The sequence below is a fragment of the Qipengyuania profundimaris genome (assembly GCF_030717945.1).
GTDB classification, from domain to species: domain Bacteria; phylum Pseudomonadota; class Alphaproteobacteria; order Sphingomonadales; family Sphingomonadaceae; genus Qipengyuania; species Qipengyuania profundimaris.
The window spans coordinates 1,122,450-1,146,715 of the sequence record NZ_JAVAIM010000001.1 but is presented as its reverse complement, the minus strand read 5'-3'; the positions used below and the strand labels follow the sequence as shown (position 1 = coordinate 1,146,715).

Here is a 24,266-nt window from a genome sequence, read left to right as displayed (position 1 = left end):
ACTTCCGATATAGCCCGATCTTCTATCCGCCGATCGCCTCGTCGATTGCCGCGCGGGCGTCCTCGCTCGACCAGTCGTAATCGCCCGACACGCGCCACACTTCCTGTCCCATCGCATCGTAGAGCACAGTCGTCGGCATGACTCCGCCGCCGATGGCGAAGCCCAGCGCGCCTTCAGGGTCCATCCAAGACCCGAGCATTTGAAAATCGCGCTCGGCGAAAAACGGGCCGACCTTCTCCGCGCCCTGCATATCCTGGCTGACGGTCAGCACGCGCAGGCTACCCTCGTAGTCGACCGCCAGCTCCTCGAGCAGCGGCATCTCCTTGACGCAGGGCGCGCACCAGGTGGCCCAGAGGTTCACCAGCACCGGCGTGCCTTGCAGTGCGCCCATGTTCAGCGCATCACCCTGAAGGTCGCGCACGTTGCTCGCCGGCATCAGAGTGCCGGCCTGGCTGCGGTCGATCTCGCCGGTTGGCGCGGGCGTAGCGGTGCTTTCTTGCGCGGCCTCGGGCTGACCACTATCGCAGCCCGCGACAAGCAGGCCCAGGGTGAATGCAGCAGTGAGCGACAAGCGGGACAATTCGGGCTCCAATGCCATGTGGGGCGGCAGGTTCGCACAAGGGCCTAGCGCGATCATGCGCGAAATCAACGCCTCGATCCCGTTCGACAAGGCACTGTGGCGGCATGACATCGAAGCCAGCAAGGCGCATGTCGCCATGCTCGGCGCGCAGGGGATCGTCACGGCCGAGGACATGGCAACTATCACCGAGGGGCTGGACAAGGTCGCCGCCGAATATGCGCGGGAGGGCGTGCCGGAGGACTGGGACCTCGAAGACATCCACATGACCACCGAGAGCCGTCTGGCCGAACTGATCGGTCCGGCGGCAGGACGGCTCCACACCGCGCGCAGCCGCAACGACCAGGTCGCAACCGATTTTCGCTTGTGGGTGCGCGACGCACTCGACCAGATCGATGCGGGATTGCTGGCACTGCAACAGGCGCTGGTGATGCGCGCCGGCGAGCATGCCGCCAGCATCATGCCCGGGTTCACGCATCTGCAGACGGCGCAGCCGGTCACGCTCGGCCACCACCTGATGGCCTATTACGAAATGATCGCGCGCGACCGCAGCCGGTTCGCGGACGCGCGAGCGCGGATGAACGAAAGCCCGCTCGGCAGCGCGGCGCTCGCCGGTACCGGCTTCGCGATCGACCGCGAAGCGACCGCGCAGGCGCTCGGCTTCGACCGGCCCACGCGCAACAGCCTCGATGCCGTGTCCGACCGCGACTTCGCGCTCGATTACCTGATGGCGGCGAGCCAGTGCGCGCTGCACCTGAGCCGCCTCGCCGAAGAGTTCATCATCTGGGCCAGCCAGCCCTTCGGCTTCGTGCGCATGCCCGACACGCTTTCTACCGGCAGCTCGATCATGCCGCAGAAGAAGAACCCCGACGCCGCCGAGCTGGTGCGCGGGCATGCGGGCCGCGTGATTGGCTGCGCCACCGCGCTGATGGTGACGATGAAGGGGCTTCCCCTCGCTTATTCCAAGGACATGCAGGACGACAAGCCGCCGGTGTTCGAAGCGCACGGCCTGATGGCGCTGAACATCGCCGCGATGACCGGCATGGTGGCGGACAGCGACTTCAAGACCGGACGGATGCGCCAAGCGGCAGAACTCGGCTATGCTACGGCCACGGACCTTGCCGACTGGCTCGTGCGTGAGGCGGACATCCCCTTCCGCGAGGCGCACCACATTACCGGCGCTGCCGTGAAGCGTGCGGAGGCCGACGGCGTGGCGCTCGACCAGCTGCCGCTGGATGTGCTCAAGGCGATCGACCAGCGGATCGACGAACGTGTTTACAAGGCGCTGTCGGTCGATGCCTCGGTGGCCTCGCGCAGCTCCTATGGCGGAACTGCGCCCGAACAGGTAAAGGCGCAGGTTCAGGCCGCGCGCAAAGCGCTGGGAATGGATGCCTAGATGAACAGATTACCGATCCTTGTGTGCGCGCTTGCCTTGGGCGCTTGCGGGCAGAAGGCCGACCTCGCGCCGGTCGAAGGCGCGGCCCTGCCGCCCGCTCCCTATGGCGCGGAAGTGCAGCCGAGCGCGGACGAACTGCTCGTGCTCGATCCGCAGGCCGCGCCCGATCGTTCGGTAGAACTGCGCACCCGCTCCGAAGAGCGCGAGGACGATCCCTTCGATCTGCCGCCCGAGTAGGTTCTCAGCCGAAAAGCACAGCTTGCTCGACTCGCCCCCGCGAATTCGGCAGAGGCGCTGGCCATGGACCATTTCCAGCTTCGTGACGGCGTGCTCCATGCCGAAGACGTGCCCCTGCCGCGCATTGCCGATGAGGTCGGCACGCCGGTCTATGTCTATTCGCGCGCCACGCTGACCCGCCATGCCCGCGTGTTCCGCGATGCGCTGGGCGAGCTCGACAATCCGCACATCGCCTTTGCAGTGAAATCCAACCCGAACCTCGCCGTGCTGAAAGTGCTGGCGAACGAAGGCTATGGCGCGGACGTCGTCTCCGGCGGCGAACTGACGCGTGCGCTTAAGGCGGGGATGAAGCCGGAAGACATCGTGTTCTCGGGCGTGGGCAAGACCCATGCCGAGCTGCTCCAGGGCCTCGAAGCGGGCATCGGCCAATTCAATATCGAGAGCGAGGAAGAGGGCTACGAGCTCGCCGCAATCGCCGAACGCCACGGCAAGCGGGCGGCCTGCGCGCTGCGGGTGAACCCCGACGTCGATGCGCGCACGCATGAGAAGATCTCCACCGGCAAGCGCGAGAACAAATTCGGCGTGCCGCTCGATCGGGCGGCGGAAATCTATGCCCGGCTGGCGGAAGAAGACGGTCTCGATATGCGGGGCGTTGCGGTTCACATCGGCAGCCAGCTCGGCGATCTGGAGCCACTGGAAACCGCTTTCGGCAAACTCGGCGCGCTGATTGCGGAACTTCGCGCGCAAGGCTGCACGGTCACTCATGCCGATCTTGGCGGCGGGCTCGGCGTGCCGTACAAGGCAGGCGAAACGCTGCCCGCACCCACAGAATACGGCGCGATGGTTGCCCGGGTGACGAAGGACTGGGACGTGCGCCTAATGTTCGAACCGGGCCGCGTGATCGCGGGCAATGCCGGCGTGCTGCTGACCCGGGTCATCCGCTCCAAACGCAGCGGCAATGGCCCGCCTTTCATGGTGGTCGATGCGGCGATGAACGATCTCGCGCGCCCCGCCATGTACGGCGCCTGGCACGATTTCGCTGCGGTCGCGCCGAGCGGCGACCGGATGACCGCGCATATCGTCGGCCCGATCTGTGAAACCGGCGACACCTTTGCGATGGACCGCGAATGCGACGCGCTGGTCGCGGGCGATCTCGCGGTGTTCCGCACGGCGGGCGCCTATGGTGCGACCATGGCAAGCAGCTACAATTCGCGCGGCTTCGTGGCCGAAGTGCTGGTCGACGGGGACAAATACGCGGTGGTCGCGGACCGGATCGCGGCGAGCGCGATCATGGATGCGGAACGCGTGCCGGAATGGCTGGCCTGATGCATTCCTTGCCGCTCTTCCACCGCATCGCGGGAATGCGCGTGGTGGTCGTCGGCACAGGAGACATGGCCGAGGCCAAGGCGCGGCTGGTGACGCGGGCGGGCGGCATTCCCTGCGCCGAGACCGAAGCGCATCATGCGAGGATCGGCTTCGTCGCGCTGGAGGACGAGCGCGCTGCCGAGGCCGCGGCTCTGCGACTCAAGCGCGCAGGCCTGCTGGTCAACGTCGCCGACCGGCCCGATCTGTGCGATTTCACCCTGCCCAGTGTGCTCGACCGCGACCCGGTGCTGGTGGCGGTAAGCACGGGCGGAGCGTCGGCGGGGCTGGCGAAGCATTTGCGGCTGCGGCTCGAAGAGCTTCTGCCGCCCTCGCTTGGCGCTCTTGCCCGCAGCCTCGCGAACGCACGCGAGGCGATCCGAGCTCTTTACCCGGTGGCAGCGGATCGTCGCAGGGCGATCGATCACGCGCTCGAAAAGGGTGGTTCGTTGGATCCGTTTTCCAGCAAGACGGCCACCGTCGATGAGTGGCTGGCGGAAAGCGGGCACGGCAGCGCCGACGAAGTTCTCGAGTTCGAGCTTGCGAGCGACGATCCGGACGATCTGACTCTGCGTCAGGCGCGTGCACTCGGCCAAGCCGATCACGTTCTGCACGATGTCGGAATTAACGAGGCGATCTTGGTACGTGCTCGCGCAGATGCCACGCGCACCGTTTTGCCGGCAAAGCCATCCAGCGGCGGTCTTTGTGTGATCCTGCGGACCGATCAGGCTAAGACAAAACCGTCAACGGACACACCAACCTCCGCGAAATAGCGCGCCATCGCGTCGACGGTGTCCTGCGACATCGCAATGAAGACCCGGCGCCGGTCTTCCGCATCCGCCACGCGCACAAGCAACCCGGCAGTTACCATCTGCCCGATCCACCGCAGCGCAGTGGTCGCCGGCACACCCGAAGCGATACACAGCGAGCTCACGCTGACCCGATCACCTTCGACTCGCGCTGCCGACAGATCAAGAAGCATGTCCCATGCGGGATCGGCGAACAATTCACCCTCGAAATAGTGCGCCCGTGCCTTCCGAGCCTTAATAACCAGCCTGATCGTCTCTGCCCGCGGCAGTTTTGGCACAGCCTTTCGGTCCTTGGTCATCACGTAGCTGTCGTCTTCAGCGTGCCAATTTGGCGCCGGGGATTCGAAACGGAACGCTCCCCCCTGCGCTCGCTGCCCCTGCGTTACCTTCTCGAGCTTTTCGGCAATCCGACCAACTTGCTCCGTCAGGCGCAGCAGCATCAGCCGGTCTTCTTCTCCCAATTCTCGCAAGCGCAGGTTCGGCACATGCGCCAGCACGCGCCCGATCGCGATTGCCCGCTCCGACCGGCAGGGATCGACGAGTATTTGCGGCGCAGAAGAAGAGAAGCATCCGAAGATCGCATCGAGCGCGCCCATGGTGGTCGAGACGACCATCTGCGTTCCCGCCTTGCCTGCGCGCATATCTAGCCGCGAGAGCAGTGCCAGCGCTTCAGCGGTATCTTCGGCGCAATCGACCAGCAGCACATCGCCCAGCGCGGTAATCGCACCATTCGCATAGTCCGCCAGCGACATGGAATGCAGCACACGAAAGCCTGCCGCCTCGGCATCGTCGCGCAACTCGCCGCGGATATGCGCGCGGTCCGCCAGCACGGTCACGCCGATCTGGCACCCGGCGGAATTGCACACCGGCTCGTAACTGAAATCCGCCTGCATCGAATCGCGCTCCTGTTTTTCTGTCGAACAGGATGAGAACAAATGAGGATCAGGTCAAGACTCAGGCGCGGATTTCGATCGGGGTGCCGTCGGGCACCAGGCTCCACAGCTCGGCGATTTCCGCATTGGTCAGTGCGATGCAGCCGTCGGTCCAGTCGCCCGGCACGCGCTGGTCGTTCGGGAGGCCGTTAGGCTGGCCGTGGATGAAGATCAGCCCGCCCGGGGAGCGCCCACGCGCCTGTGCATAGGAGCGATCGGCGGCGTTGGGGTAGTCGATGTAAAGCGACAGGAAATAGCTCGACTGCTGGTTGCCGTAGGTGATCGTATAGCGGCCTTCCGGCGTGCGTTCGTCGCCTTCGAATTGCTTGTGGCCGATCGGCCGGTCGCCGAATTGCAGGCCGCGATAGGTGCGGATGACGTCCGCGCCCTGATAGACCAACAGCGTCCGCTCCGACTTGTCGATCAGGATGAAATCGGCGACCTCGCCCTCACGCGCCTGTTGTGGCGACGCAGGCGAAGCGCCGAGCAGCGATAGCGAGAGCAACAGGGGGGCGAGCCAGCGCATGGCGCGCATCCTGCCATCGCTATGCCGATCAGTCCATGAACGGATCGCGCATCAGGATCGTGTCGTCGCGCTCGGGGCTGGTCGAGACCAAGGCGACGGGCGTTTCGATCAGCTCCTGCACGCGCTGGATGTATTTCACCGCATTGGCTGGCAGATCGGCGAAACTACGCGCGCCGGCGGTGCTTTCTTTCCAGCCATCCATGGTTTCGTAGATCGGCTCCACCGCGGCCTGGTCGGCGGCGTGGCTGGGGAAGTAATCGAACACTTGTCCGCGCAGGCGATAGCCGGTGCAGATCTTCACCTCGTCCAGCCCGTCGAGCACGTCGATCTTGGTCAGCGCAATGCCGGTCACACCACTGATTGCGCAACTTTGCCGCACGATGACCGCATCGAACCAGCCGACCCGGCGCTGGCGGCCGGTGACGGTGCCGAATTCGTGGCCTCTCTCCCCCAATCCCTGGCCGATCTCGTCCTCCAGTTCGGTCGGGAACGGGCCGCTGCCGACGCGCGTGGTATAGGCCTTGACGATGCCGAGCACATAACCGGTCGCATTGGGGCCGAGGCCGCTACCCGCCGCTGCAGTTCCGCTGACGGTGTTCGAGCTGGTGACGAAGGGATAAGTGCCGTGATCGATATCGAGCAGCACGCCCTGCGCGCCCTCGAACAGAATCTTCGCGCCGGCCTTGCGAACCTTCTTAAGGCGCTTCCACACCGGCTGGGCGTATTGCAGCACGAAATCGGCGATCTCGCGCAAGTCCTGCAGCAGCGCCTCGCGGTCCACCGGCGGCTGGTCGAAGCCGGCGCGCAAGGCATCGTGATGAGCGCACAGGCGATCGAGTTGCGGCTCCAGATCGTCGAGATGCGCCAGGTCGCACACGCGGATCGCACGGCGGCCGACCTTGTCTTCATAAGCAGGGCCGATGCCGCGACCGGTGGTGCCGATCTTGCCCGAACCCGCAGCCGCTTCGCGAAGACCGTCGAGGTCGCGGTGGATCGGCAGGATAAGCGGGCAATTATCGGCCACGGCGAGATTGTCGGCAGAGACCTTCACACCCTGCCCCTCGATCTTCTCGATCTCGGACTTGAGCGCCCAGGGGTCGAGCACCACGCCATTGCCGATAACGCTCAGCGTGCCGGAAACGATGCCGCTGGGCAGCAGCGAAAGCTTATATGTGGTACCGTCGATGACCAGCGTGTGGCCGGCATTGTGCCCGCCCTGGAAACGCACGACGGCATCGGCGCGGCTGGCCAGCCAGTCGACGATCTTGCCCTTGCCCTCATCGCCCCACTGGGCGCCGATCACGGTGACGTTGGCCATGTTGGATAAGCTTCCCTGCAATGCTGCACAAACGCCGCGGGGGTTAGGCGCATGCGAAAGGTGGAGCAAGGCATTTGCCCGGAAACTTGCCGCCAGTTCTCCATTGTTAAGGCAAAGGAGAAAGTATGACCGATTATCCCACTCTCACCCTTAACGACGACCGCCAGATTCCGCAGCTCGGTTTCGGCACGTGGCAAATCGAGGAGGACGACGCGCCCGAGGCTGTAAAGACCGCGCTCGAAACCGGTTACTGGCTGGTCGATACCGCAGCGATCTACCAGAACGAGCGCGGCGTTGGCAAAGGCATCGGCGACTGGGCCGACATCTTCCTGCAGACCAAGATCTGGAACGAGAGCCAGGGGTACGACCGCACTTTGAAGGCGGCGGACAAATGCCTCGACCGGCTGGGCCGCGACCATGTGGACATGCTGCTGATCCACTGGCCCTGCCCCGACAAGGGCCTGTTCGTCGATACGTGGAAAGCGCTGATCGAACTGCGCGATCAGGGCAAGGCGAAGAGCATCGGCGTCTCGAACTTCCGCGAGGAGGACCTGAAGCGCATCGTCGACGAGACCGGCGTGGTCCCGGCACTGAACCAGATCGAACTGCACCCCGGCTTCCAGCAGCGCGAAATGCGCAAGGTGCATGACGAGATGGGCATCGTGACGCAAAGCTGGTCTCCGCTCGGCCAAGGCGGCGGCATGGATAGCGATGCAGTGAAATCGGTGGCCGAGGAAAGCGGTCAGGACCCGAGCGCCGTGGTGCTGCGCTGGCATATTCAGCATGGTCTGTGCCCCATCCCGCGCTCGACCAACCCCGATCACATCCGTGCCAACTTCACCGCGCTCGATTTCGAATTGTCGAACGAACAGATGGCGAAGCTCGACGCGCTGGACGACAGCGAGGGCCGGCTTGGGCCGGAACCGGGCAAGTTCAACGATTAACGCGCCAACGCAAGGGGATGCGAAAGGCGCCCGCGCCTGCTATCGACGCTGCCGCCATGTCGCATCCCGTCCGCATAGCCGCGCTCTATCACTTCACGCGCTTCGACGATCCCGCCGCGATCCGGCCGGATTTGCTCGCCCTGTGCGAAACGCAGGGTGTACGCGGAACGCTGCTGCTCGCGCGCGAGGGGATCAACGGGACGATTGCAGGGAGCGCCGACGGGATCGACAGCTTGCTCGATCACATCCGGCGACTGCCCGCTTGCACGGAGCTCGAGGTCAAGTTCTCGAAGGCCGACGCTATGCCCTTCAACCGCATGAAAGTGCGGCTGAAGAGGGAGATCGTCACCATGGGTCAGCCCGATCTCGATCCGCTGCAGGGCGTCGGCACCTATGTCGACCCGCATGACTGGAACGCGCTGATTGCCGATCCCGACACAATCGTGATCGACACGCGCAACGATTACGAAGTGCAGATCGGCACATTCGCCGGCGCGGTCGACCCGCAGACCACCAGCTTCCGCGAATTTCCCGAGTGGTTCCGCACCAAGCGCGCCGAACTGGAAGCCGAGGGCCGCACGCCGAAAATCGCAATGTTCTGCACCGGCGGCATCCGCTGCGAAAAGTCGACCGCCTTCGCCAAAGCCGAGGGCGTGGACGAGGTGTTCCACCTCAAGGGCGGCATCCTCAAATATCTCGAAACCATCCCGGCAGAGCAAAGCCTGTGGCAGGGCGAATGCTTCGTCTTCGACGAGCGGGTCAGCGTCGGTCACGGCCTCGCGCCCGGCGATCACACGCTGTGCCGCGCCTGCCGCCGTCCGGTGAACGAAGCCGATCGCGCCGACGAGCGCTTCGAGGACGGGGTCAGTTGCCCGCGCTGTTATGGCGAGCGCAGCGATGAGCAGCGCGCCCGCTATGCCGAGCGCCAGCGCCAGGAACGCCTCGCTGCCGAGCGTGGCGAAGTGCATGTCGGCCGGCGCGAGAATGCGAGCAACGATGGCTGAAGCGATCCTCTACAGCTTCCGCCGCTGCCCCTATGCGATGCGCGCCCGGATGGCCTTGCATGTCAGCGGTCTCGCCTACGAACACCGCGAGGTCGTGCTCCGCGAAAAGCCCGCCGCGATGCTGGAGGTGTCGCCCAAGGGAACGGTGCCGGTTTTCGTGACTGACGAGGGCGAGGTGCTGGAAGAAAGCCTCGACATCATGCGCCATTCACTATCCCAGAACGATCCGGAGGGCTGGCTGGGCCGTGACGATCAGGCGCTACTCGCTGCCAATGACGGCCCCTTCAAGCACCACCTCGACCGCTACAAATACGCGACCCGCTACGAGGACGTCGACCCCGAACAGCACCGCGCCTCCGCGGTCGAAATCCTCGCCGAACTCGACCGTCGCCTCGCTGTGTCACCCTATCTATGCGGCGATGACCGCGGCTTCGCCGACATCGCGATATTCCCCTTCGTGCGCCAATTTGCCAATCACGACCGCGAACGGTTTGAGGGCGATGGGATGCCGAACCTGCAAGCGTGGCTGGAGGTGCTCGTGTCCTCCGGGCTATTCGCCGCGATTATGGAAAAGCATCCGAAGTGGGAGTTCCCCGCACAACGCAAAGCGCTCAGTTCGCGAATGCGTCGCCAGGCTCGAAAAAGCACATGATGCCATCCTTTGGTGCGATGTAGAGATCGAACATTTCCAGAATGCCACCGCCCAGAATGAAGGGTTCTTCGCAGGAATGGTCCTTCGGATAATGCTCGTATCGAATAGTAAAGTTTCTTTGGCCCACTGCGATCACAGCCTCCCGCCGATATAGCCTCGATGGCCTGAATTGGCCCAGCGTATTGAAGCGAATATCGAAACTTCTTCGACTTGACTTTTTCGGCAAAGGAGCTGCTGCCGTGGCAGACAGCGTTGCTTTACGACCAGTGTCGATGAAAACCTGATGCTCTTGCCCATCGATCTCAAGCGTCGCGGTCACTCGGCTTATAGCTGTATTTCCAGATCGGCGTACTGTTTCCGCGCTGCAAGCGACGGTAGCGACTGCACGTTCGAGGTCTGGTCTGCTACCAAAGCGCATACCGGCCATACCCAGAGTAAGCCTCTCGGCAGCAAATAAGATATCTGTGCCGATAATGGGAAACCGCGTCCGAGCCGCTGCAATTTTCGGCTTGATAACACTGACGCCGTTCACGAACATGATGGATGGCCTAATCACAGGTTCTATCCGCGATCCCAACGGAGATACGATGTGCCACTCATCGACGATGGCCTCACGGACCACGAATCTTTTCGGGACAAGGGATGCAGTTGCGCCGGTATCGATGAGCGCGGCAATGTCATGGGTGCCAAGCTGCATGGGTGCCCAAAGACGTTTGGATTTATACTTCAATGAAACCACGGTTTGACTCGTCGATCAGGCATCGTCACCGCTTCCGGACAGTTGGCGAGGCCGGGCGGTTGCCCGACCTCGCGTCTAAAAGCTTGTCATCAAAGCCCGATCAAGTCCTTGCCTGCCTCCAGAAGATCGCGCGCTCCATCGGCAATATCGCTGAAGATGCTCGCGCCTTCAGCTACAGTCTGAGTCGTGCTCGTCGCGGTGCACGTGTAGGACTGCGTCCAAGAGCCATCGGAATTTTCGGTGCGGCTGAAGGTGCTGAGCTTGGTGCCGTCAGGGCAAGTCGGATCGTTACCGCCAGCGATACAAAGCATTTCGTCGAAATTCAATTCAGCAATCATCAGTTCCTCCATTGGCTTGGTTTAAAGCCTCCCCCGACCGGGCGACATGGAGGGGTTATTCGACGCCTGCCGGGTCCGGTATAGGTCCCATGCGCGAAGGACATCCGCCCTAGGCGTATGAGGCTAGAGCGAACTTGCTAGTCCAGTCGTACCGGGGTGGAAGACCTTAGAGGGCGACGGCTTCCGTCCCATCGAGCCGGTGCGTGCACCCTAGCGCCGCAGCATCTTCCCCACCCGTAAGCGCGGCCACAGTGCGCCAGCCGATCGCGCGCAGGCGAGCGGCGACGTTGCGGTCGTGGCCGAGGGGCAGGAACAGCGTCTTGCGGGGGACGGGCGTTTGGTCGCCAAGTGCATCGAGTAGGGGATCGATATAGAGCGAGAAGCCTGTCGCCTCTTCATCGCTGCCTTTGATCACATAGGTACCGCCCCGCCCCAGCGCGCCGCGCGCGCCTTCGCCGTAGAGCGTGAAGCCGAACCAGCTCTGGTATTCGAAGCCGTGGCGTTCGGTCGGGTCTAGCGTCAGGCGGGCGCGGTCGCCGACCGAGGCGGCGATTTTGCGCAGGCCCGCAATGCGACTGGCGAGAACCCCGCCCGCGTCGATGACCGCCAGCTTTTCGATGGCGTCGGGCAAAGGGCCGGTTGCGTAAAGGAGCGGCAGGTAAGCTTCGCCGCCGACTGCCGACAGCCCGCCAGCGTCCTTGGTGTCGAGTTCGCGGCGGACCGCCTCGCGCCGCCCGGCATCGAGCGGCAGAGCCTTCTCGGCCAGCGTATCGACCAAGTCGGGCAAGGTGAAATCGAGCGAAATGTTCGCCACGCCCGCCGCTTCGAGCGCGTCAATGGCGACATTTACGATCTCGCTTGCCGCGGCCACGCTGTCGCTGCCGACGAGTTCCGCGCCCATCTGCAGCCGCTGGCGGGCCGGGTCGAGCTGGTCCGCCTTGAGCAACGCGATGTCGCCAGCATAGCACAAGCGCAGGGGTCGCGGTGCTTCGGCGAGGCTGGTCGCGGCGATCCGCCCGACCTGCACCGTCATGTCGCTTCGCAGGGCCAGCGTGCGCAGGCTGTCGGGATCGGTGAAGCGCACCATACGCCGCGTGGCTACGCCCTCCATGCGTCCGGCGAGCGATTTCTCAAACTCCACCAGCGGTGGCCGCACGCGGTCGTAGCCATGCGAATCCATGCTATCGAGCACGGCGCGCATGGCCTGGACTATGGCACGTGACCGCGCCGGCAGCGCATCTTCGAGCCCGACGGGCAGGAGGTCGTCTTGATTTGTCATCGCGGCGGCCCCTGCCCCAATGTCGGTCAGAACGCCAGAGGCATCACGGTCTTCACACCTTCGAGCGCGCAGGCCTGCTTCACGACCTCGTCCGGGATCGGCTGGTCGACGCTCAGCAACAGGGTGGCCTCCCCGCCTGCCGCGCGGCGGCCCAGGTTGAAGGTGCCGATGTTGATGCCGTTCTCGCCCAGCAGCGAACCGATGCGGCCGATGAAGCCGGGCGCGTCTTCGTTGACGATGTAAAGCATGTAGCCCTTCAGCTCGGCTTCGATCCGCACGCCGAACATTTCGGTCAGCCGCGGTGCGTCGGCGCCGAACAGCGTCCCGGCGACCGAGCGATCGCCCTGCTCCGTGCCAACAGTCACGCGGATCAGCGTGTTGTACGCGCCCTCCTTTTCGTGCCGGATGGAGCGGATATCAAGGCCGCGCTCCTTGGCGAGATAGGGCGCGTTGACCATGTTCACCGTGTCCGAATACTGGCGCATGAGCCCCGCCAGCACTGCACCCTCGATGGGCTTGCCGGAAAGCTGGGCCGCCGCGCCTTCGCGCTCAATGCTGATCTTGGTCAGATTACCATGCGCCAACTGGCCGACGAGGCTGCCGAGGTTTTCGGCGAGGCCCATATAGGGCTTGAGCTTCGGGGCTTCCTCGGCACTGAGGCTCGGCATGTTGAGCGCATTGGTGACGCCGCCATTGACGAGGTAGTCGGCCATCTGCTCGGCCACCTGCAGAGCGACATTGACCTGCGCTTCGGTGGTCGACGCACCAAGGTGCGGCGTGCAGATGAAATTGGGCTTGCCGAACAGCGGCGATTCCTTGGCCGGTTCGGTCTGGAACACATCGAGCGCCGCGCCTGCGACCTGGCCACTGTCGAGCGCCTCGGCCAGCCCCGCCTCGTCGATCAGACCGCCGCGCGCGCAGTTGACGATGCGGACGCCCTGCTTGGTCTTGGCAAGGTTTTCCTTCGACAGGATATTGCGCGTCTCGTCGGTCAGCGGGGTGTGCAGCGTGATGAAATCGGCCCGCCCTAGCAGCGTGTCGAGATCGACCTTCTCGACCCCGATCTCCACCGCGCGTTCCTCGGTCAGGAAGGGATCGAACGCGATCACTTTCATCCGCAGGCCTTGTGCGCGGGCGGCGACGATGGATCCGATGTTGCCCGCGCCGATCAGGCCGAGCGTTTTGCCGGTCAGCTCGACACCCATGAAGTCGTTCTTGGGCCATTCGCCGGCCTGCGTACGCGCATTGGCCTGCGGAATCTGCCGCGCGAGCGCGAACATCATTGCGACGGCGTGTTCGGCGGTCGTGATCGAATTGCCGAAGGGCGTGTTCATCACCACCACGCCCTTGCCGCTAGCACAGGGAATATCGACATTGTCGACCCCGATCCCGGCACGCCCGATGACCTTGAGGTTGGTCGCCGCGTCGAGAATTTCGGGCGTTACCTTGGTCGAGGAGCGGATGGCGAGGCCATCGTACTCGCCGATGCGGGCTTTCAGTTCTTCGGGCGTCTCGCCGGTGATGACGTCGACATCGCAACCGCGTTCTTCGAAAATGCGCGCGGCGTTCGGGTCCATCTTGTCGCTGATGAGGACTTTTGGTTTGGTCATTTTGCTAACCTCGTCATCCCAGCGTACGCTGGGATCGTTATCGGAAATGTCGGAGCGTGCGGGAAGCGGTCCCAGCATTCGCTGGGACGACGCCTGTCAGCCCGCTTTCACGGTCTCGTAGGCCCATTCGATCCACGGCAGCAGACGCTTCAGGTCTTCCTGCTCGACCGTACCGCCGCACCAGATGCGCAGGGACGGCGGGGCGTCGCGATACCCGTTGAAGTCGTAACCGACATCGCGCTCTTCGAGCAGCTTGACGATCTTCTTGGGCACGCCCGCCTTGTCCTCGTCGGACAGCCCATCGTACCACTCGCCCTGGAAAACGAAGCACACACCGGTGTTGGTGCGCTTGGCAGGATCGGAGACCATGTTGCGTAGCCACGGGGTCGCCTCGATCCAGTCGAGCACGATCTTCGCGTTCGCGTCGGCGCGTTCGAACATCGCCTTGCGGCCACCCATCGCCTGCGCCCATTCGAGCGCATCGATATAGTCTTCGGTCGCCAGCATGGAAGGCGTGTTGATGGTCGCGCCTTCGAAGATGCCGGTGTTGATCTTGCCGCCCTTCTTGAGGCGGAAAAGCTTGGGCAGCGGCCATTCGGGATCGTAGCTTTCGATCCGCTCGACCGCCTTGGGGCTCAGGATCAGCATGCCGTGCTGGGCTTCGCTGCCCATCACCTTCTGCCAGCTGTAGGTCGTGGCATCGAGCTTGGACCAGTCCATCTCCATCGCGAAGACGGCGCTGGTGGCGTCGTTGATCGTCACACCCTCGCGCCCTGGTGCGATCCAGTCGGTGTTCGGAATCTTCGCCCCCGAAGTCGTGCCGTTCCAGGTGAAAACGACGTCGTTCTCCTGCGGGATCGACGCAAGATCGGGGATCTCGCCGTAGTCGGCATCCAGCGTGGTCAGCTTGGGCAGCTTGAGCTGCTTGACCGCATCCTGGATCCAGACGTTGCCGAAGCTTTCCCACGCCGCAACGGTTGCCGGGCGATCGGGGCGCAGCATCGTCCACATCGCGCATTCGAGCGCGCCGGTGTCCGAGGCCGGCATGATGCCGACAAGGTAGTCCTCGGGCACGCCGAGCATCTCCTTCGACAGGTCGATGGCATATTTCAGCCGCGACTTGCCGAGGGCGCTGCGATGCGAGCGGCCGAGCGATTCGGTTTTGAGATTGGAAGCGGACCAGCCCTTGTGCTTGGCAGTCGGTCCGGACGAAAAGAAAGGGCGCTCAGGCTTGAGCGTCGGTTCGGCAGTCATGTATTCTCTCCTTGCAGAGAGCACGCGCGGCGTTGGGACCGCGTGGCCCGTCGGCGGCAATAATCTTGCGGGCAGCGTAGTCAATGCGAAATAGGAATGCATCGACAGGCTGGGGTTCGCTGGGTTCAACGCAGGCTGTGCGGAATAGGTCCGTTTTTGTTAAATGCGGGCCAGACATCCGTCCGGCCCTCGCTGTTCCATCCCGCGCCCCCCCTCCCGACCACCCAATCAGTATAATGCCCTGGGTGGTCGGGAGAGGGGGCGCGGGATGGAACAGCAAGGGAAGCGCGGATGCGGTTCCCGCACCCAACCGAACTTCCTACTCTCGCCAAACGCCCTCCTGCACCCTATGGCCCGCGACGATGAACGCTTCCGACCTTCGCATCGCCATGTTCAGCGGCAACTACAACATGACTGTGGATGGCGCGAACAAGGCATTGAACAGGCTGGCCGAGTTCCTGCTTCGCCAAGGTGTCACTTTGCGCGTGTATTCACCGACCATCGACACACCCGCGTTCGAACCGCAAGGCGATCTGGTCAGCCTGCCCTCTGTGCCCATCCCCGGCCGCTCGGAATATCGCGTCCCTTATGGGTTGAATGACGAGGTGCGCCGCGATCTCGAAGACTTCCGGCCCAACATGATGCACATTTCGTCGCCGGATTTCAGTGCGAGAGCGGCTGTGGAATGGGCGCGCAAACGCGATATTCCCGTGCTCGGTTCGGTGCACACGCGCTTCGAAACCTATCCGCGCTACTATAAGCTCGGCTTCCTCGAACCGCTGGTCGAGACGTACCTCCGCAATCTTTATCGCAAGTGCGACGCGCTGGTGACGCCCTCGCAAAGCATGGTCGATACGTTGCACGAGCAGCGCATGCATCGCGATATCTCGATCTGGTCGCGCGGGGTCGACCGGACCATTTTCCACCCCTCCAAGCGCGATATGGAGTGGCGCCGCGCCCAGGGGCTGGCGGACGACGACGTGGCCATCGTCTTTCTCGGCCGGCTGGTCATGGAGAAGGGGCTCGATATCTTCGCCGACACGATCGTCGAGCTGCGCAAGGAGCAGGTGCCGCACAAGGTGCTGGTGATCGGCGACGGGCCGGCGCGCGGGTGGTTCGAGAAGACCCTGCCCGGCGGAACCTTCGTGGGTTTCCAGGGCGGCGCGGACCTAGGCCGGGCGCTGGCGAGCGGCGACATCTTCTTGAACCCCTCGGTCACGGAAACCTTCGGCAATGTCACCCTGGAGGCGATGGCCTGCGGGCTGCCGGTCGTGGCTGCCGGAGCGACGGGGAGCGCCAGCCTGGTCGAGGACTGGGAGACCGGTCGTCTGGTCGAGGCAGGCAAGCCACGCGAATTCGCCGAAGCGCTCTCCCCTTACTGCAAGAACCCCGAGCTGCGCGCGCGCCATGGCGAGGCCGGCGCACGCGCAGCGAGCGAGTATTCGTGGGATGCGATCAACCAGGTGGTGGTCGATACCTATCTGCGTCTGCTCGAACAGCGCAAAGCTTAGTTCCGCTTAGCGCAGCACGCCCTTGCGCCGCATGCTGATCGCATAGACCAGCAGGAACACCGCGATGCTCCACAGCAGGATCGGGAACCAGCCCGGTTGTATCTCCGCCAGTTCTGGCGGCATGTCGGCACCCGCCTCGTAGAGCGTCGTCAGCGCGATGCCGACGATCGACAGCGCAAACGACCACACCGCAAACCGGCTGCGCATCAGCAATAGCACCGATCCGATTACTGCGCCCCAGACACCCAGCGCCCAGCCGCTATGGGCCCAGATCGGAAACGCATCGAGATAGGCGATGCCTTCCGCCGGATAGCCCATGGAATCGAGATAGGCTTGGTTCCGCAGGTTGGTCATGGTGTAATCATACGCGCCGAAGGCGTTCCACAGCAGCGAAACCACGCCGACCAGCCACAAGTGCCACGGTGTCCTGACAGTTTCCGTCATACTTCACTCTCCCCTCTGCCGACCCTCGTCACGCAGCGTAGCGAGGATCGGCCGGGAGGCAAGCGAGACGAAGGTCAGAGGCGCTCGATCTTCTTCGCCAAATCGTCCACCAGATCGACGATTTCGCGCATGGTATTTTCGTCGAGCTGGCCGCTCTTGGCGCGGTTTTTCAGCACTGTGGCGAGATTGCCGACGGCGCGGAACATCTCGGGTGTGGCGAAGGCCTTGCCGGATTTCGCGCGGCGCTGACGCTGGCCTTCGATCCGTTCGATCAGGCTCTCGATCTCATCCTTGCGATCGACCAGCTCGCCACGCCCTTTCTCGGTCGCGCGATAGGCCTTGCGGGCTTCGTCCCCATCGACCTCGCGGATCAGTCCCTCGTCCTCGAGCAGCGAGAGCGTCGGATAGACCGTGCCCGGGCTCGGCGAATAATTGCCGCCGGTCATGTCCTCCACCGCCTTTATGAGCTCGTAGCCGTGGCGCGGTTCCTCCGCGATCAGGTGCAGCAGCAACAGGCGTAATTCGCCTGCGGCGAACATGCGACGCCGGCGCGCGCGGTGCTTCCTGCCGGACCTGCCGGAGCCGCTACCGAAGGGACCGTTCGGGCCGAAGGGGCCACCCGGTCCGAAAGGCCCATCGGGGCCGAAGGGGCCCTTGGGTCCGAACACGCCATCGGGTCCGAAGAAGCCCGAGGCGCTATATGTGCGGCTATACGAGCCGTCGCGGTCGGGATCGACGTCCACCTCGATATCTACATCGACATCGAAGTCCTCGCCTTCGGGATGATCGGGGATATTGCCTTCCAGCGGTTCGTCTCGGTCGTCTTTGCCAGTCATATCGTAACTCCTTTTAGATATGCCTAAGATATATCTTTCATCGTCTCTCGCAAGGACCCCCTGCAAAAGCTCGACGAAACCCCTATGTCAGCCGACCAATGGCCGACCTCTTCCCCGACAGCCTCCCGGCGACCGCCGATACCGATCCGCCTCGCGAGGACGCGCCGCTGGCCGACCGCCTGAGGCCAAGAGCGCTCGACGAGGTGGTCGGGCAGGATCATTTGACCGGCCCCGAAGGCGCCATCGGACGGATGGTGGCGGCGGGCCGCCTGTCCAGCATTATATTGTGGGGCCCGCCCGGCACCGGGAAGACGACGATCGCGCGGCTGCTGGCAGACAGCGTCGGAATGCGCTTCGAAAGCGTCAGCGCCGTGTTCAGCGGCGTCGCCGATCTAAAGAAAGCCTTCGCCGCCGCCGACAAGGCCGCCGCAGCCGGACAGCGCACGCTGTTGTTCGTGGACGAAATCCATCGCTTCAACCGTGCACAACAGGACGGCTTCCTGCCTTTCGTCGAGCGCGGTACCGTCACGCTGGTCGGTGCGACGACCGAGAACCCGAGTTTCGCGCTCAACGCCGCGTTGCTCAGCCGCGCACAGGTGCTCATCCTCCAGCGGCTGGACCACGACGCGCTGGGTTCGCTGCTCGACAAGGCCGAGGAGCTGGAAGGCCCCCTCCCCCTTGCTCCAGAGGCCCGCGATGCACTGGTCGCCAGTGCCGATGGCGACGGGCGGTTCCTGCTCAACCAGGCCGAGACGCTCTACAATGCCAAAATCGATGAGCCGCTCGATCCGGCCGCACTGGGCCAGTTCCTGCAACGCCGCGTCGCCGTCTACGACAAGGACCGTGAAGGGCATTACAATCTCATCTCCGCACTTCATAAAGCAGTGCGTGGCAGCGACGTACAGGCGAGCCTCTATTACCTCGCGCGCATGCTGACCGCGGGCGAAGAACCGCGCTTCCTTGCCCGCCGCCTGATCCGCATGGCAGTGGAGGACATCGGTATGGCCGATCCGCACGCGCTGGTGCAATGCATGGCGGCGAAAGACGCCTACGAATTCCTCGGCAGCCCCGAAGGCGAGCTCGCCCTAGTTCAGGCCTGCACCTATCTCGCCACCGCGCCGAAATCGAACGCGGTGTACAAGGCGCAGAAGGCCTCGTTCAAATCGGCCAGGGAAACGGGCAGCCTGATGCCGCCGCAGAACATCCTCAACGCGCCGACCAAGCTGATGAAGGATATCGGTTACGGCGCCGGCTACAGCTACGATCACAATTCCGACGAGGGCTTCTCCGGCGACAATTACTGGCCCGAAGAAATGGAGCCGCAGGAATACTACGAGCCTGTCGATCGCGGTTTCGAGCGCGAGGTAAAGAAGCGGCTCGATTACTGGGACAAGCTGAGAAACGAGAGGCATTAGTAATTCGCAAGTTCGACAATTTCCTGGCCATCGACTGGTCGGGCGCAAAGGGGCGCAAGCACAGGGGCATCGCGTTGGCGGTGGCGAAAGCCGGAGGCGGCGCGCCCGTGCTGATCGACCATCGCTGGAGCCGGGAGGAAGTGCTCACCGTGCTGCGCGAAGACCTGCCGAAGAACACGCTTGTCGGCCTCGATCTTGGCATAGGCCTGCCCCACGCCGATTGCGGAGCATATTTTCCGAAGAACAAAGTCTCTCTGCCCGACGCTCCGGCGCTGTGGGCGCTGATCGACGACATCTGCCGCAAAGACGAACATTTCGGCGTCCAGTCCTTCGTCGACCATCCGGACTACGCGCCCTATTTCCGCAACGGAACCGATACCGGCGCGCATTTCGGCTGCGACGATGCCGCGCATGGCCGCGGGCGCTTCCGCGTGACCGAAAAGGCGCAGGCAGAGATGGGTTGCAAACCCTATTCCAATTTCAACCTCGTCGGGGCGGCGCAGGTCGGGAAGTCGAGCCTGACGGGCATGCGGATGCTACACCACCTGCGCGGCCTGCTGCCGGTATGGCCGATCGACCCGCTGCCGCGCAAAGGCTCGGTCATCGTCGAAATCTATACCAGCCTCGCTGCGATGGAGGCCGGGCGCAGCGCATCGCGCGCCAAGATGCGGAGCCATGAGGATTTGAACGAGGCCCTCGCCGCGCTCGGCTCGGCCCCGGTGTCGGGCAAAGGGCCGATCGACGACCATTCCTCCGACGCACTGCTCAGCGCCGCCTGGCTGCGCAAGGTCGCTGGTGAAAAGCGACGCTGGCAGCCCACGGCGATGACCCCGCACATCGCGCGCACTGAGGGCTGGACTTTCGGCGCGTTATGTCGCAGTGGCGCGCCACGTTACGACGCTTGTCATTGACCTCTTGCAGGGCACCAACGCCCTCATGTGGCGAAGCGCTAGGGGGAAAGACGTGCCGGCTTAGCTCAGCTGGTAGAGCACCTGATTTGTAATCAGGGGGCCGCGGGTTCGACTCCTGCAGCCGGCACCAAATTTAACTAAAAGCAACATCAAGCATTTTGCCTTGGCCATCGGCCACTTGCCACCTAGGTAAATGCGCGATGGATACCTTCTTCACCAGCGCCGAACTCCCTGAAGGTCTGCGCAGTGCTTTCGCCGAAAGCCGCATTTCGCTCAGCCTGGCGGATGCGAAGGCTGAAGACATGCCGTTGATCGCAGTGAACCAGCCGTTCTGCGATATGTCCGGCTATGGCCCGGACGAGGTTCTGGATCGCAACTGCCGCTTCCTTCAGCCGAACGAATCCCCCGACGCTGTTCGCAAGGATATGCGGGAATTCCTCTACGATTCCGACAAGCCCGATGGCCGTTTCGTCATTCCGAACGTGACCAAGGACGGGCGGAAATTCCTAAACCTGGTGTATATGGCCAAGCTCAAGAAAGACGATGAGGTCACCTTCGTGCTCGGCTCGCAGTTTCCGGTCGACCCGGAGAAGGCGTCCGAGCCCGATCTCTACGACCGCGCGCTCAAGGAGAGCCTCAAGCAGCTCAATTTGCTGAGCGGCGACGACAACTGGGCCCTGCTCGGCAGTTTCGACGCGCTCGCATCGAGCCACTCCATCATTGCAAGGGCACGGATGGAATGAAGGAGGGCGCACCTGCAGGCAAGCCCGCACGGTCGGGCAAATTCGCGATCGTCGGCGTCGGCGCATCGGCCGGCGGGCTGGAAGCCTTGCGCGAGATGTTCAGCGGGTTCGACGGCCAGAGCGGCATGGCCTTCGTGGTCGTCCAGCATCTCGATCCGACGCACGAATCGCTGATGGCGCAGTTGCTCGAACGCTACACGCCGATGGCCGTGAAGCAGGCGGAAGGCGGCGAGCGGCTCGAACCCGACCACATTTACGTCATTCCGCCGGCCCATGGCCTCGCCGTGAAAGACGGCGTGCTCGAGCTGACCGAGTTCACCGAACAGAGGGGCATGCGCCGCCCGATCGACGATTTCTTCGAAAGCCTCGCGAAGGACCAGGGCGAGCGCGCGGCTTGCGTGATCCTCTCTGGCACCGGCGCAGACGGCAGCCGGGGCCTGCGAGCGATCAAGGAGCATTCGGGCATCTGTATCGCTCAGGATCCCGACACGGCCGCCTATGACGGCATGCCCACCGCCGCCATCGGCACCGGGCTGGTCGATATCACCTGCGACCCGCGCGACACGGTCGAGCACCTGTCGAAATTTTTCCAGCGCGCCGGCCTCGCCGACGTTGTCGAGAGCGATCTCGAAGATGCCGATACGCTGCTCGATATATGCGACGTCTTGCGCGAAGCGGTCGGCCACGATTTCTCCAACTACAAGCGCAGCACGCTCAACCGCCGGGTTGCCCGCCGGATGCAGGTCCTCGGGATCGATGACACCAAGGCGTACCTCAAGCACCTGCAGGAGAACGGCAACGAGTGCAGCGCCTTGTTCAGCGATCTGCTGATCAATGTCACTCGCTTCTTCCGCGATTCCGAACACTTCGAACAGCTCAACGAGCTCGTCATTACGCCAATGGTCAAGGAGGCCAAGAACGGCGAGGAGCTGCGGATCTGGGTGCCGGGCTGCTCCAGCGGCGAAGAGGCTTACAGCATAGCGATGCTGTTTGCGGATGCTGCCAAACGTTTCGACAAGCGCCCTTACGTGCAAGTGTTCGCCACCGACATCGACGACAAGATGCTCGATATCGGGCGATCGGGGGTCTACCCGCTGTCATCGCTTCAGGACATCCCCAAGCAATTCCAGGATGAGTACATTTATGGTAGCAAGGAGAAGTTCACCATCGCGCCGCAGATCAGGGACATGGTGCGCTTCAGCGTCCACAACCTCGTGCGCGATCCGCCCTACTCCAAGATCGATCTCGTCGCCTGCCGCAACGTCCTGATCTATTTCGACGATTCCCTGCAGAAGCTGGTGTTCCCGCTGTTCCATTTCGCCACGCGCGAAAGTGGTTACCTGTTCCTCGGGTCGTCCGAGACGATCGGGCGGCATGAAGACCTGTTCGAGTCCGTGGAACAGACGGCGCGCATTTTCCGGCGCAAGAATGTAAAGGGCAACTACACGCTCAATCTGGCCAGCGATGTGTCTCGGCAGATCAATCGCAGCCGGCAAAGGTCGAACCGGGAGGAAACGACGCGGCGTGGCGGCGTGGAGTTGCGCGCATTGGAAAAACTTGCGCAACGCTATTCGCCCGTCAGCCTGCTGCTCGATCGCGAGGCCATGCTGCTGGAACGGTGGGGATCGGCCGGGCGCTATCTCGATTTCCCCGAGCGACTCGAACGTTCGATCCACGTGCCTTCGCTCGCCCGACCGGGCCTGCGCGAACTGTTCGCTCCGATGATCCGCCAAGTGTCGAACACCGGGCGTCGGGCCATCGTGAAAGAGGTAGAGATCGTCACCGACTTCGGCACGCTGGAGGCGACCGTCGTCTGCGAACCGATCGACAATCAGACCTTCCTGTTCGTCGTCAACGAGACCCGCGGCCTCGAACCCGACACTGGCGACGATTACGACGAATTCGATCCCGAGGACGGCCAGCGCCAGTTCCTCGAAGAAGAGTTGCAGGCCACCCGGCATCGCCTGCGTTCGACGGTCGAGGAACTTGAGACGACGAACGAGGAGCTGAAAAGCTCCAACGAAGAAATGATGTCGATGAACGAGGAGCTCCAGTCCACCAACGAGGAGCTGACGACGGTCAACGACGAGCTGAAAAACAAGGTCGATCAGCTGACCACGGCCAATGCCGATCTGAAAAACTTCTTCGACAGCACCAAGCTGGCGGTTGTCGTCGTCGATTCCGAGCTGAAGCTACGCAGCTTTACCGATGCAGCCGAAGATCTCTTCCCGCTGACGAAGGAGAATATCGGGCAACCGCTCGCCACCCTGCCGCACAATCTCGACAATGATCACTTTGTGGACATGGCGAAGAGCGCCGCCAAGCAGGGAATGCAGGTCGAAGAAGGTATGCATTCCCGTGCTTTGGATCGCGAGCTGGTGCTGCAGGCAATCCCCTACCGCTTGCTCGACGGGCAGCTGGATGGCGCTACGCTGATCTTTACCGACGTCTCTGAGACCCTTTCGCTGGAACGGGATTTGCGTGAAGAGCGCGAAAGGCTGCGCCTCGCCCTCGAAGTCGCCAAGATCGGGATCTGGGAATACGAACCCTCGACCGACAAGACGGTTCTGGATCCGACCGAACGTAACCTGCTCGACCTCGACGAGGACGATCCTGGCGATACGCTCGAACCCATCATGGCATCGCTCCCGCCCGAGGATCGTGATCGTATCAACCGGGCGCTGCGCATGGCGATGGAAGGTGAAAGCGATTTCGACGAAGTCTTCCGCTTGCCACTGGACGATGGCGAGACACGCTATCTCCATGGGCTCGGCAAGGTTATCGACGTGTCGGGCACGCGCAAATTCATCGGCGTGACCTTCGACGTGTCGGCCGAACGCCGCCTGCTCGATCAGCGCGAATTGATGATCCGCGAGATGAACCACCGGGTGAAGAACCTGTTCTCGGTCATCTCGGCCATGGTCTCGATCGCCGCGCGCGACGCTGACGATGTCGCTACCTTCGCCGAGGGCCTGCGCGATCGCATCCATGCGCTCGGCCGCTCGCATTCGCTGACCAACGAGGCTGGCGACGCGGCCGATGGCGGCATTGCGCTATCGAAGCTCGTCGATACGGTCCTGCGGCCTAATCTCGCCGGTCAAAACGTCGACATGTCCGGACCCGACACGACGATAAGCAACGACAAGATTACCTCGATTGCGCTGATCCTGCATGAGTGGGCAACCAATTCGACCAAGTACGGGGCGCTGGCCACCCGCGACGGGTCGATCGACATCGGTTGGACCCATCAGGATGGCGAAGTCGCAATCGATTGGCGGGAAGACGGTCAGGCAGCGGGTGACACGGTCGACAGCAGTCCGGGTTTCGGCACCAAGCTCGTTCAAACGGCAGCGCGCCAGCTTCGCGGGGAAGCCAGCGGCAATGCGATCGAAGGCGGTTATCGCCGGACCTTGAAGTTCCCGACCTAGT

Annotated in this window: 23 protein-coding genes and 1 tRNA gene; 13 read left to right on the top strand and 11 right to left on the bottom strand. The window is 63.3% G+C overall.

What is annotated here, in order from left to right; genetic code table 11:
* Positions 1-22: 22 nt before the first annotated feature.
* Complete coding sequence (locus Q9K02_RS05625) at positions 23-598, bottom strand: TlpA family protein disulfide reductase (protein ID WP_305932004.1); 576 nt, start codon at positions 596-598, stop codon at positions 23-25.
* Between Q9K02_RS05625 and argH the strand changes: the two genes are divergently transcribed.
* From argH to Q9K02_RS05605, 4 genes are all read left to right on the top strand, one after another.
* A complete protein-coding gene (gene argH / locus Q9K02_RS05620; RefSeq protein WP_305933459.1) occupies positions 597-1,973 on the top strand; it encodes an argininosuccinate lyase in 1,377 nt (458 codons plus the stop codon). The two genes, Q9K02_RS05625 and argH, sit on opposite strands and share 2 nt — an antisense overlap.
* Complete coding sequence (locus Q9K02_RS05615) at positions 1,974-2,210, top strand: hypothetical protein (protein WP_305932003.1); 237 nt, start codon at positions 1,974-1,976, stop codon at positions 2,208-2,210. It abuts the gene before it with no gap.
* A 63-nt stretch (positions 2,211-2,273) separates the two neighbouring features.
* Entirely contained in the window at positions 2,274-3,536 is a 1,263-nt protein-coding gene (lysA, locus tag Q9K02_RS05610; protein ID WP_305932002.1) for a diaminopimelate decarboxylase, read from the top strand.
* Positions 3,536-4,345: a precorrin-2 dehydrogenase/sirohydrochlorin ferrochelatase family protein gene (locus Q9K02_RS05605; protein WP_305932001.1), complete on the top strand. Its 810-nt coding sequence runs from the start codon at positions 3,536-3,538 to the stop codon at positions 4,343-4,345. Before lysA ends, Q9K02_RS05605 begins: the two co-directional genes overlap by 1 nt.
* Here Q9K02_RS05605 and Q9K02_RS05600 read toward each other — a convergent pair.
* The 3 genes from Q9K02_RS05600 to Q9K02_RS05590 form a co-directional block, all read right to left on the bottom strand.
* Positions 4,297-5,274, bottom strand: a complete 978-nt coding sequence (locus tag Q9K02_RS05600; protein WP_305932000.1) for a helix-turn-helix domain-containing protein — start codon at positions 5,272-5,274, stop codon at positions 4,297-4,299. The two genes, Q9K02_RS05605 and Q9K02_RS05600, sit on opposite strands and share 49 nt — an antisense overlap.
* Positions 5,275-5,335: 61 nt before the next feature.
* Complete coding sequence (locus Q9K02_RS05595) at positions 5,336-5,839, bottom strand: L,D-transpeptidase family protein (RefSeq protein WP_340309983.1); 504 nt, start codon at positions 5,837-5,839, stop codon at positions 5,336-5,338.
* A 28-nt stretch (positions 5,840-5,867) separates the two neighbouring features.
* Positions 5,868-7,157: an adenylosuccinate synthase gene (locus tag Q9K02_RS05590; RefSeq protein WP_305931998.1), complete on the bottom strand. Its 1,290-nt coding sequence runs from the start codon at positions 7,155-7,157 to the stop codon at positions 5,868-5,870.
* 125 nt (positions 7,158-7,282) lie between these two features.
* Here Q9K02_RS05590 and Q9K02_RS05585 point away from each other — a divergent pair, with 125 nt between their 5' ends.
* Genes Q9K02_RS05585 through Q9K02_RS05575 form a run of 3 tightly spaced genes read left to right on the top strand, consistent with a single transcriptional unit; the run spans position 7,283 to position 9,757 of the window.
* Positions 7,283-8,101: an aldo/keto reductase gene (locus Q9K02_RS05585; protein ID WP_305931997.1), complete on the top strand. Its 819-nt coding sequence runs from the start codon at positions 7,283-7,285 to the stop codon at positions 8,099-8,101.
* 17 nt (positions 8,102-8,118) lie between these two features.
* Positions 8,119-9,105, top strand: a complete 987-nt coding sequence (trhO, locus tag Q9K02_RS05580; protein WP_305931996.1) for an oxygen-dependent tRNA uridine(34) hydroxylase TrhO — start codon at positions 8,119-8,121, stop codon at positions 9,103-9,105.
* Entirely contained in the window at positions 9,098-9,757 is a 660-nt protein-coding gene (locus Q9K02_RS05575; RefSeq protein WP_305931995.1) for a glutathione S-transferase, read from the top strand. The genes trhO and Q9K02_RS05575 overlap by 8 nt, the downstream gene beginning before the upstream one ends.
* On the opposite strand, the gene Q9K02_RS05570 is transcribed toward Q9K02_RS05575, so the two are convergent.
* The 5 genes from Q9K02_RS05570 to Q9K02_RS05550 all read right to left on the bottom strand — a co-directional run bounded on the left by Q9K02_RS05570 (position 9,717) and on the right by Q9K02_RS05550 (position 14,977).
* On the bottom strand, positions 9,717-10,454 hold the full coding sequence (locus Q9K02_RS05570) for a hypothetical protein (RefSeq protein WP_305931994.1): 738 nt from the start codon (positions 10,452-10,454) through the stop codon (positions 9,717-9,719). The genes Q9K02_RS05575 and Q9K02_RS05570 overlap by 41 nt on opposite strands.
* A 131-nt stretch (positions 10,455-10,585) precedes the next feature.
* Entirely contained in the window at positions 10,586-10,846 is a 261-nt protein-coding gene (locus Q9K02_RS05565; protein WP_305931993.1) for a hypothetical protein, read from the bottom strand.
* 154 nt (positions 10,847-11,000) lie between these two features.
* A complete protein-coding gene (locus Q9K02_RS05560) occupies positions 11,001-12,113 on the bottom strand; it encodes an ATP phosphoribosyltransferase regulatory subunit (protein ID WP_305931992.1) in 1,113 nt (370 codons plus the stop codon).
* 26 nt (positions 12,114-12,139) lie between these two features.
* Positions 12,140-13,723, bottom strand: coding sequence for a phosphoglycerate dehydrogenase (gene serA / locus Q9K02_RS05555; protein WP_305931991.1), 1,584 nt, complete (start codon positions 13,721-13,723; stop codon positions 12,140-12,142).
* A gap of 96 nt (positions 13,724-13,819) precedes the next feature.
* Positions 13,820-14,977 (bottom strand): phosphoserine transaminase, encoded by a 1,158-nt coding sequence (locus tag Q9K02_RS05550; RefSeq protein WP_305931990.1) that lies wholly within the window; start codon positions 14,975-14,977, stop codon positions 13,820-13,822.
* Between the two features lie 362 nt (positions 14,978-15,339).
* Between Q9K02_RS05550 and Q9K02_RS05545 the strand changes: the two genes are divergently transcribed.
* Complete coding sequence (locus tag Q9K02_RS05545; RefSeq protein ID WP_305931989.1) at positions 15,340-16,488, top strand: glycosyltransferase family 4 protein; 1,149 nt, start codon at positions 15,340-15,342, stop codon at positions 16,486-16,488.
* Positions 16,489-16,494: 6 nt separating this feature from the next.
* Here the strand turns inward: Q9K02_RS05545 and Q9K02_RS05540 are convergent, their stop codons facing one another.
* Together Q9K02_RS05540 and Q9K02_RS05535 are read right to left on the bottom strand one after the other, a co-directional pair.
* Positions 16,495-16,932, bottom strand: a complete 438-nt coding sequence (locus Q9K02_RS05540) for a hypothetical protein (RefSeq protein WP_305931988.1) — start codon at positions 16,930-16,932, stop codon at positions 16,495-16,497.
* A gap of 74 nt (positions 16,933-17,006) precedes the next feature.
* Positions 17,007-17,768, bottom strand: a complete 762-nt coding sequence (locus Q9K02_RS05535) for a PadR family transcriptional regulator (protein WP_305931987.1) — start codon at positions 17,766-17,768, stop codon at positions 17,007-17,009.
* A 98-nt stretch (positions 17,769-17,866) separates the two neighbouring features.
* Here Q9K02_RS05535 and Q9K02_RS05530 point away from each other — a divergent pair, with 98 nt between their 5' ends.
* From Q9K02_RS05530 to Q9K02_RS05510, 5 genes are all read left to right on the top strand, one after another.
* Entirely contained in the window at positions 17,867-19,183 is a 1,317-nt protein-coding gene (locus tag Q9K02_RS05530; protein ID WP_305931986.1) for a replication-associated recombination protein A, read from the top strand.
* 2 nt (positions 19,184-19,185) lie between these two features.
* Positions 19,186-20,094 (top strand): hypothetical protein, encoded by a 909-nt coding sequence (locus Q9K02_RS05525; RefSeq protein WP_305933458.1) that lies wholly within the window; start codon positions 19,186-19,188, stop codon positions 20,092-20,094.
* 54 nt (positions 20,095-20,148) lie between these two features.
* Positions 20,149-20,224 (top strand) — tRNA-Thr (locus Q9K02_RS05520).
* Positions 20,225-20,294: 70 nt separating this feature from the next.
* Positions 20,295-20,837, top strand: coding sequence for a PAS domain-containing protein (locus tag Q9K02_RS05515; protein WP_305931985.1), 543 nt, complete (start codon positions 20,295-20,297; stop codon positions 20,835-20,837).
* Positions 20,834-24,265, top strand: coding sequence for a CheR family methyltransferase (locus Q9K02_RS05510; RefSeq protein WP_305931984.1), 3,432 nt, complete (start codon positions 20,834-20,836; stop codon positions 24,263-24,265). Before Q9K02_RS05515 ends, Q9K02_RS05510 begins: the two co-directional genes overlap by 4 nt.
* Position 24,266 lies beyond the last annotated feature (1 nt).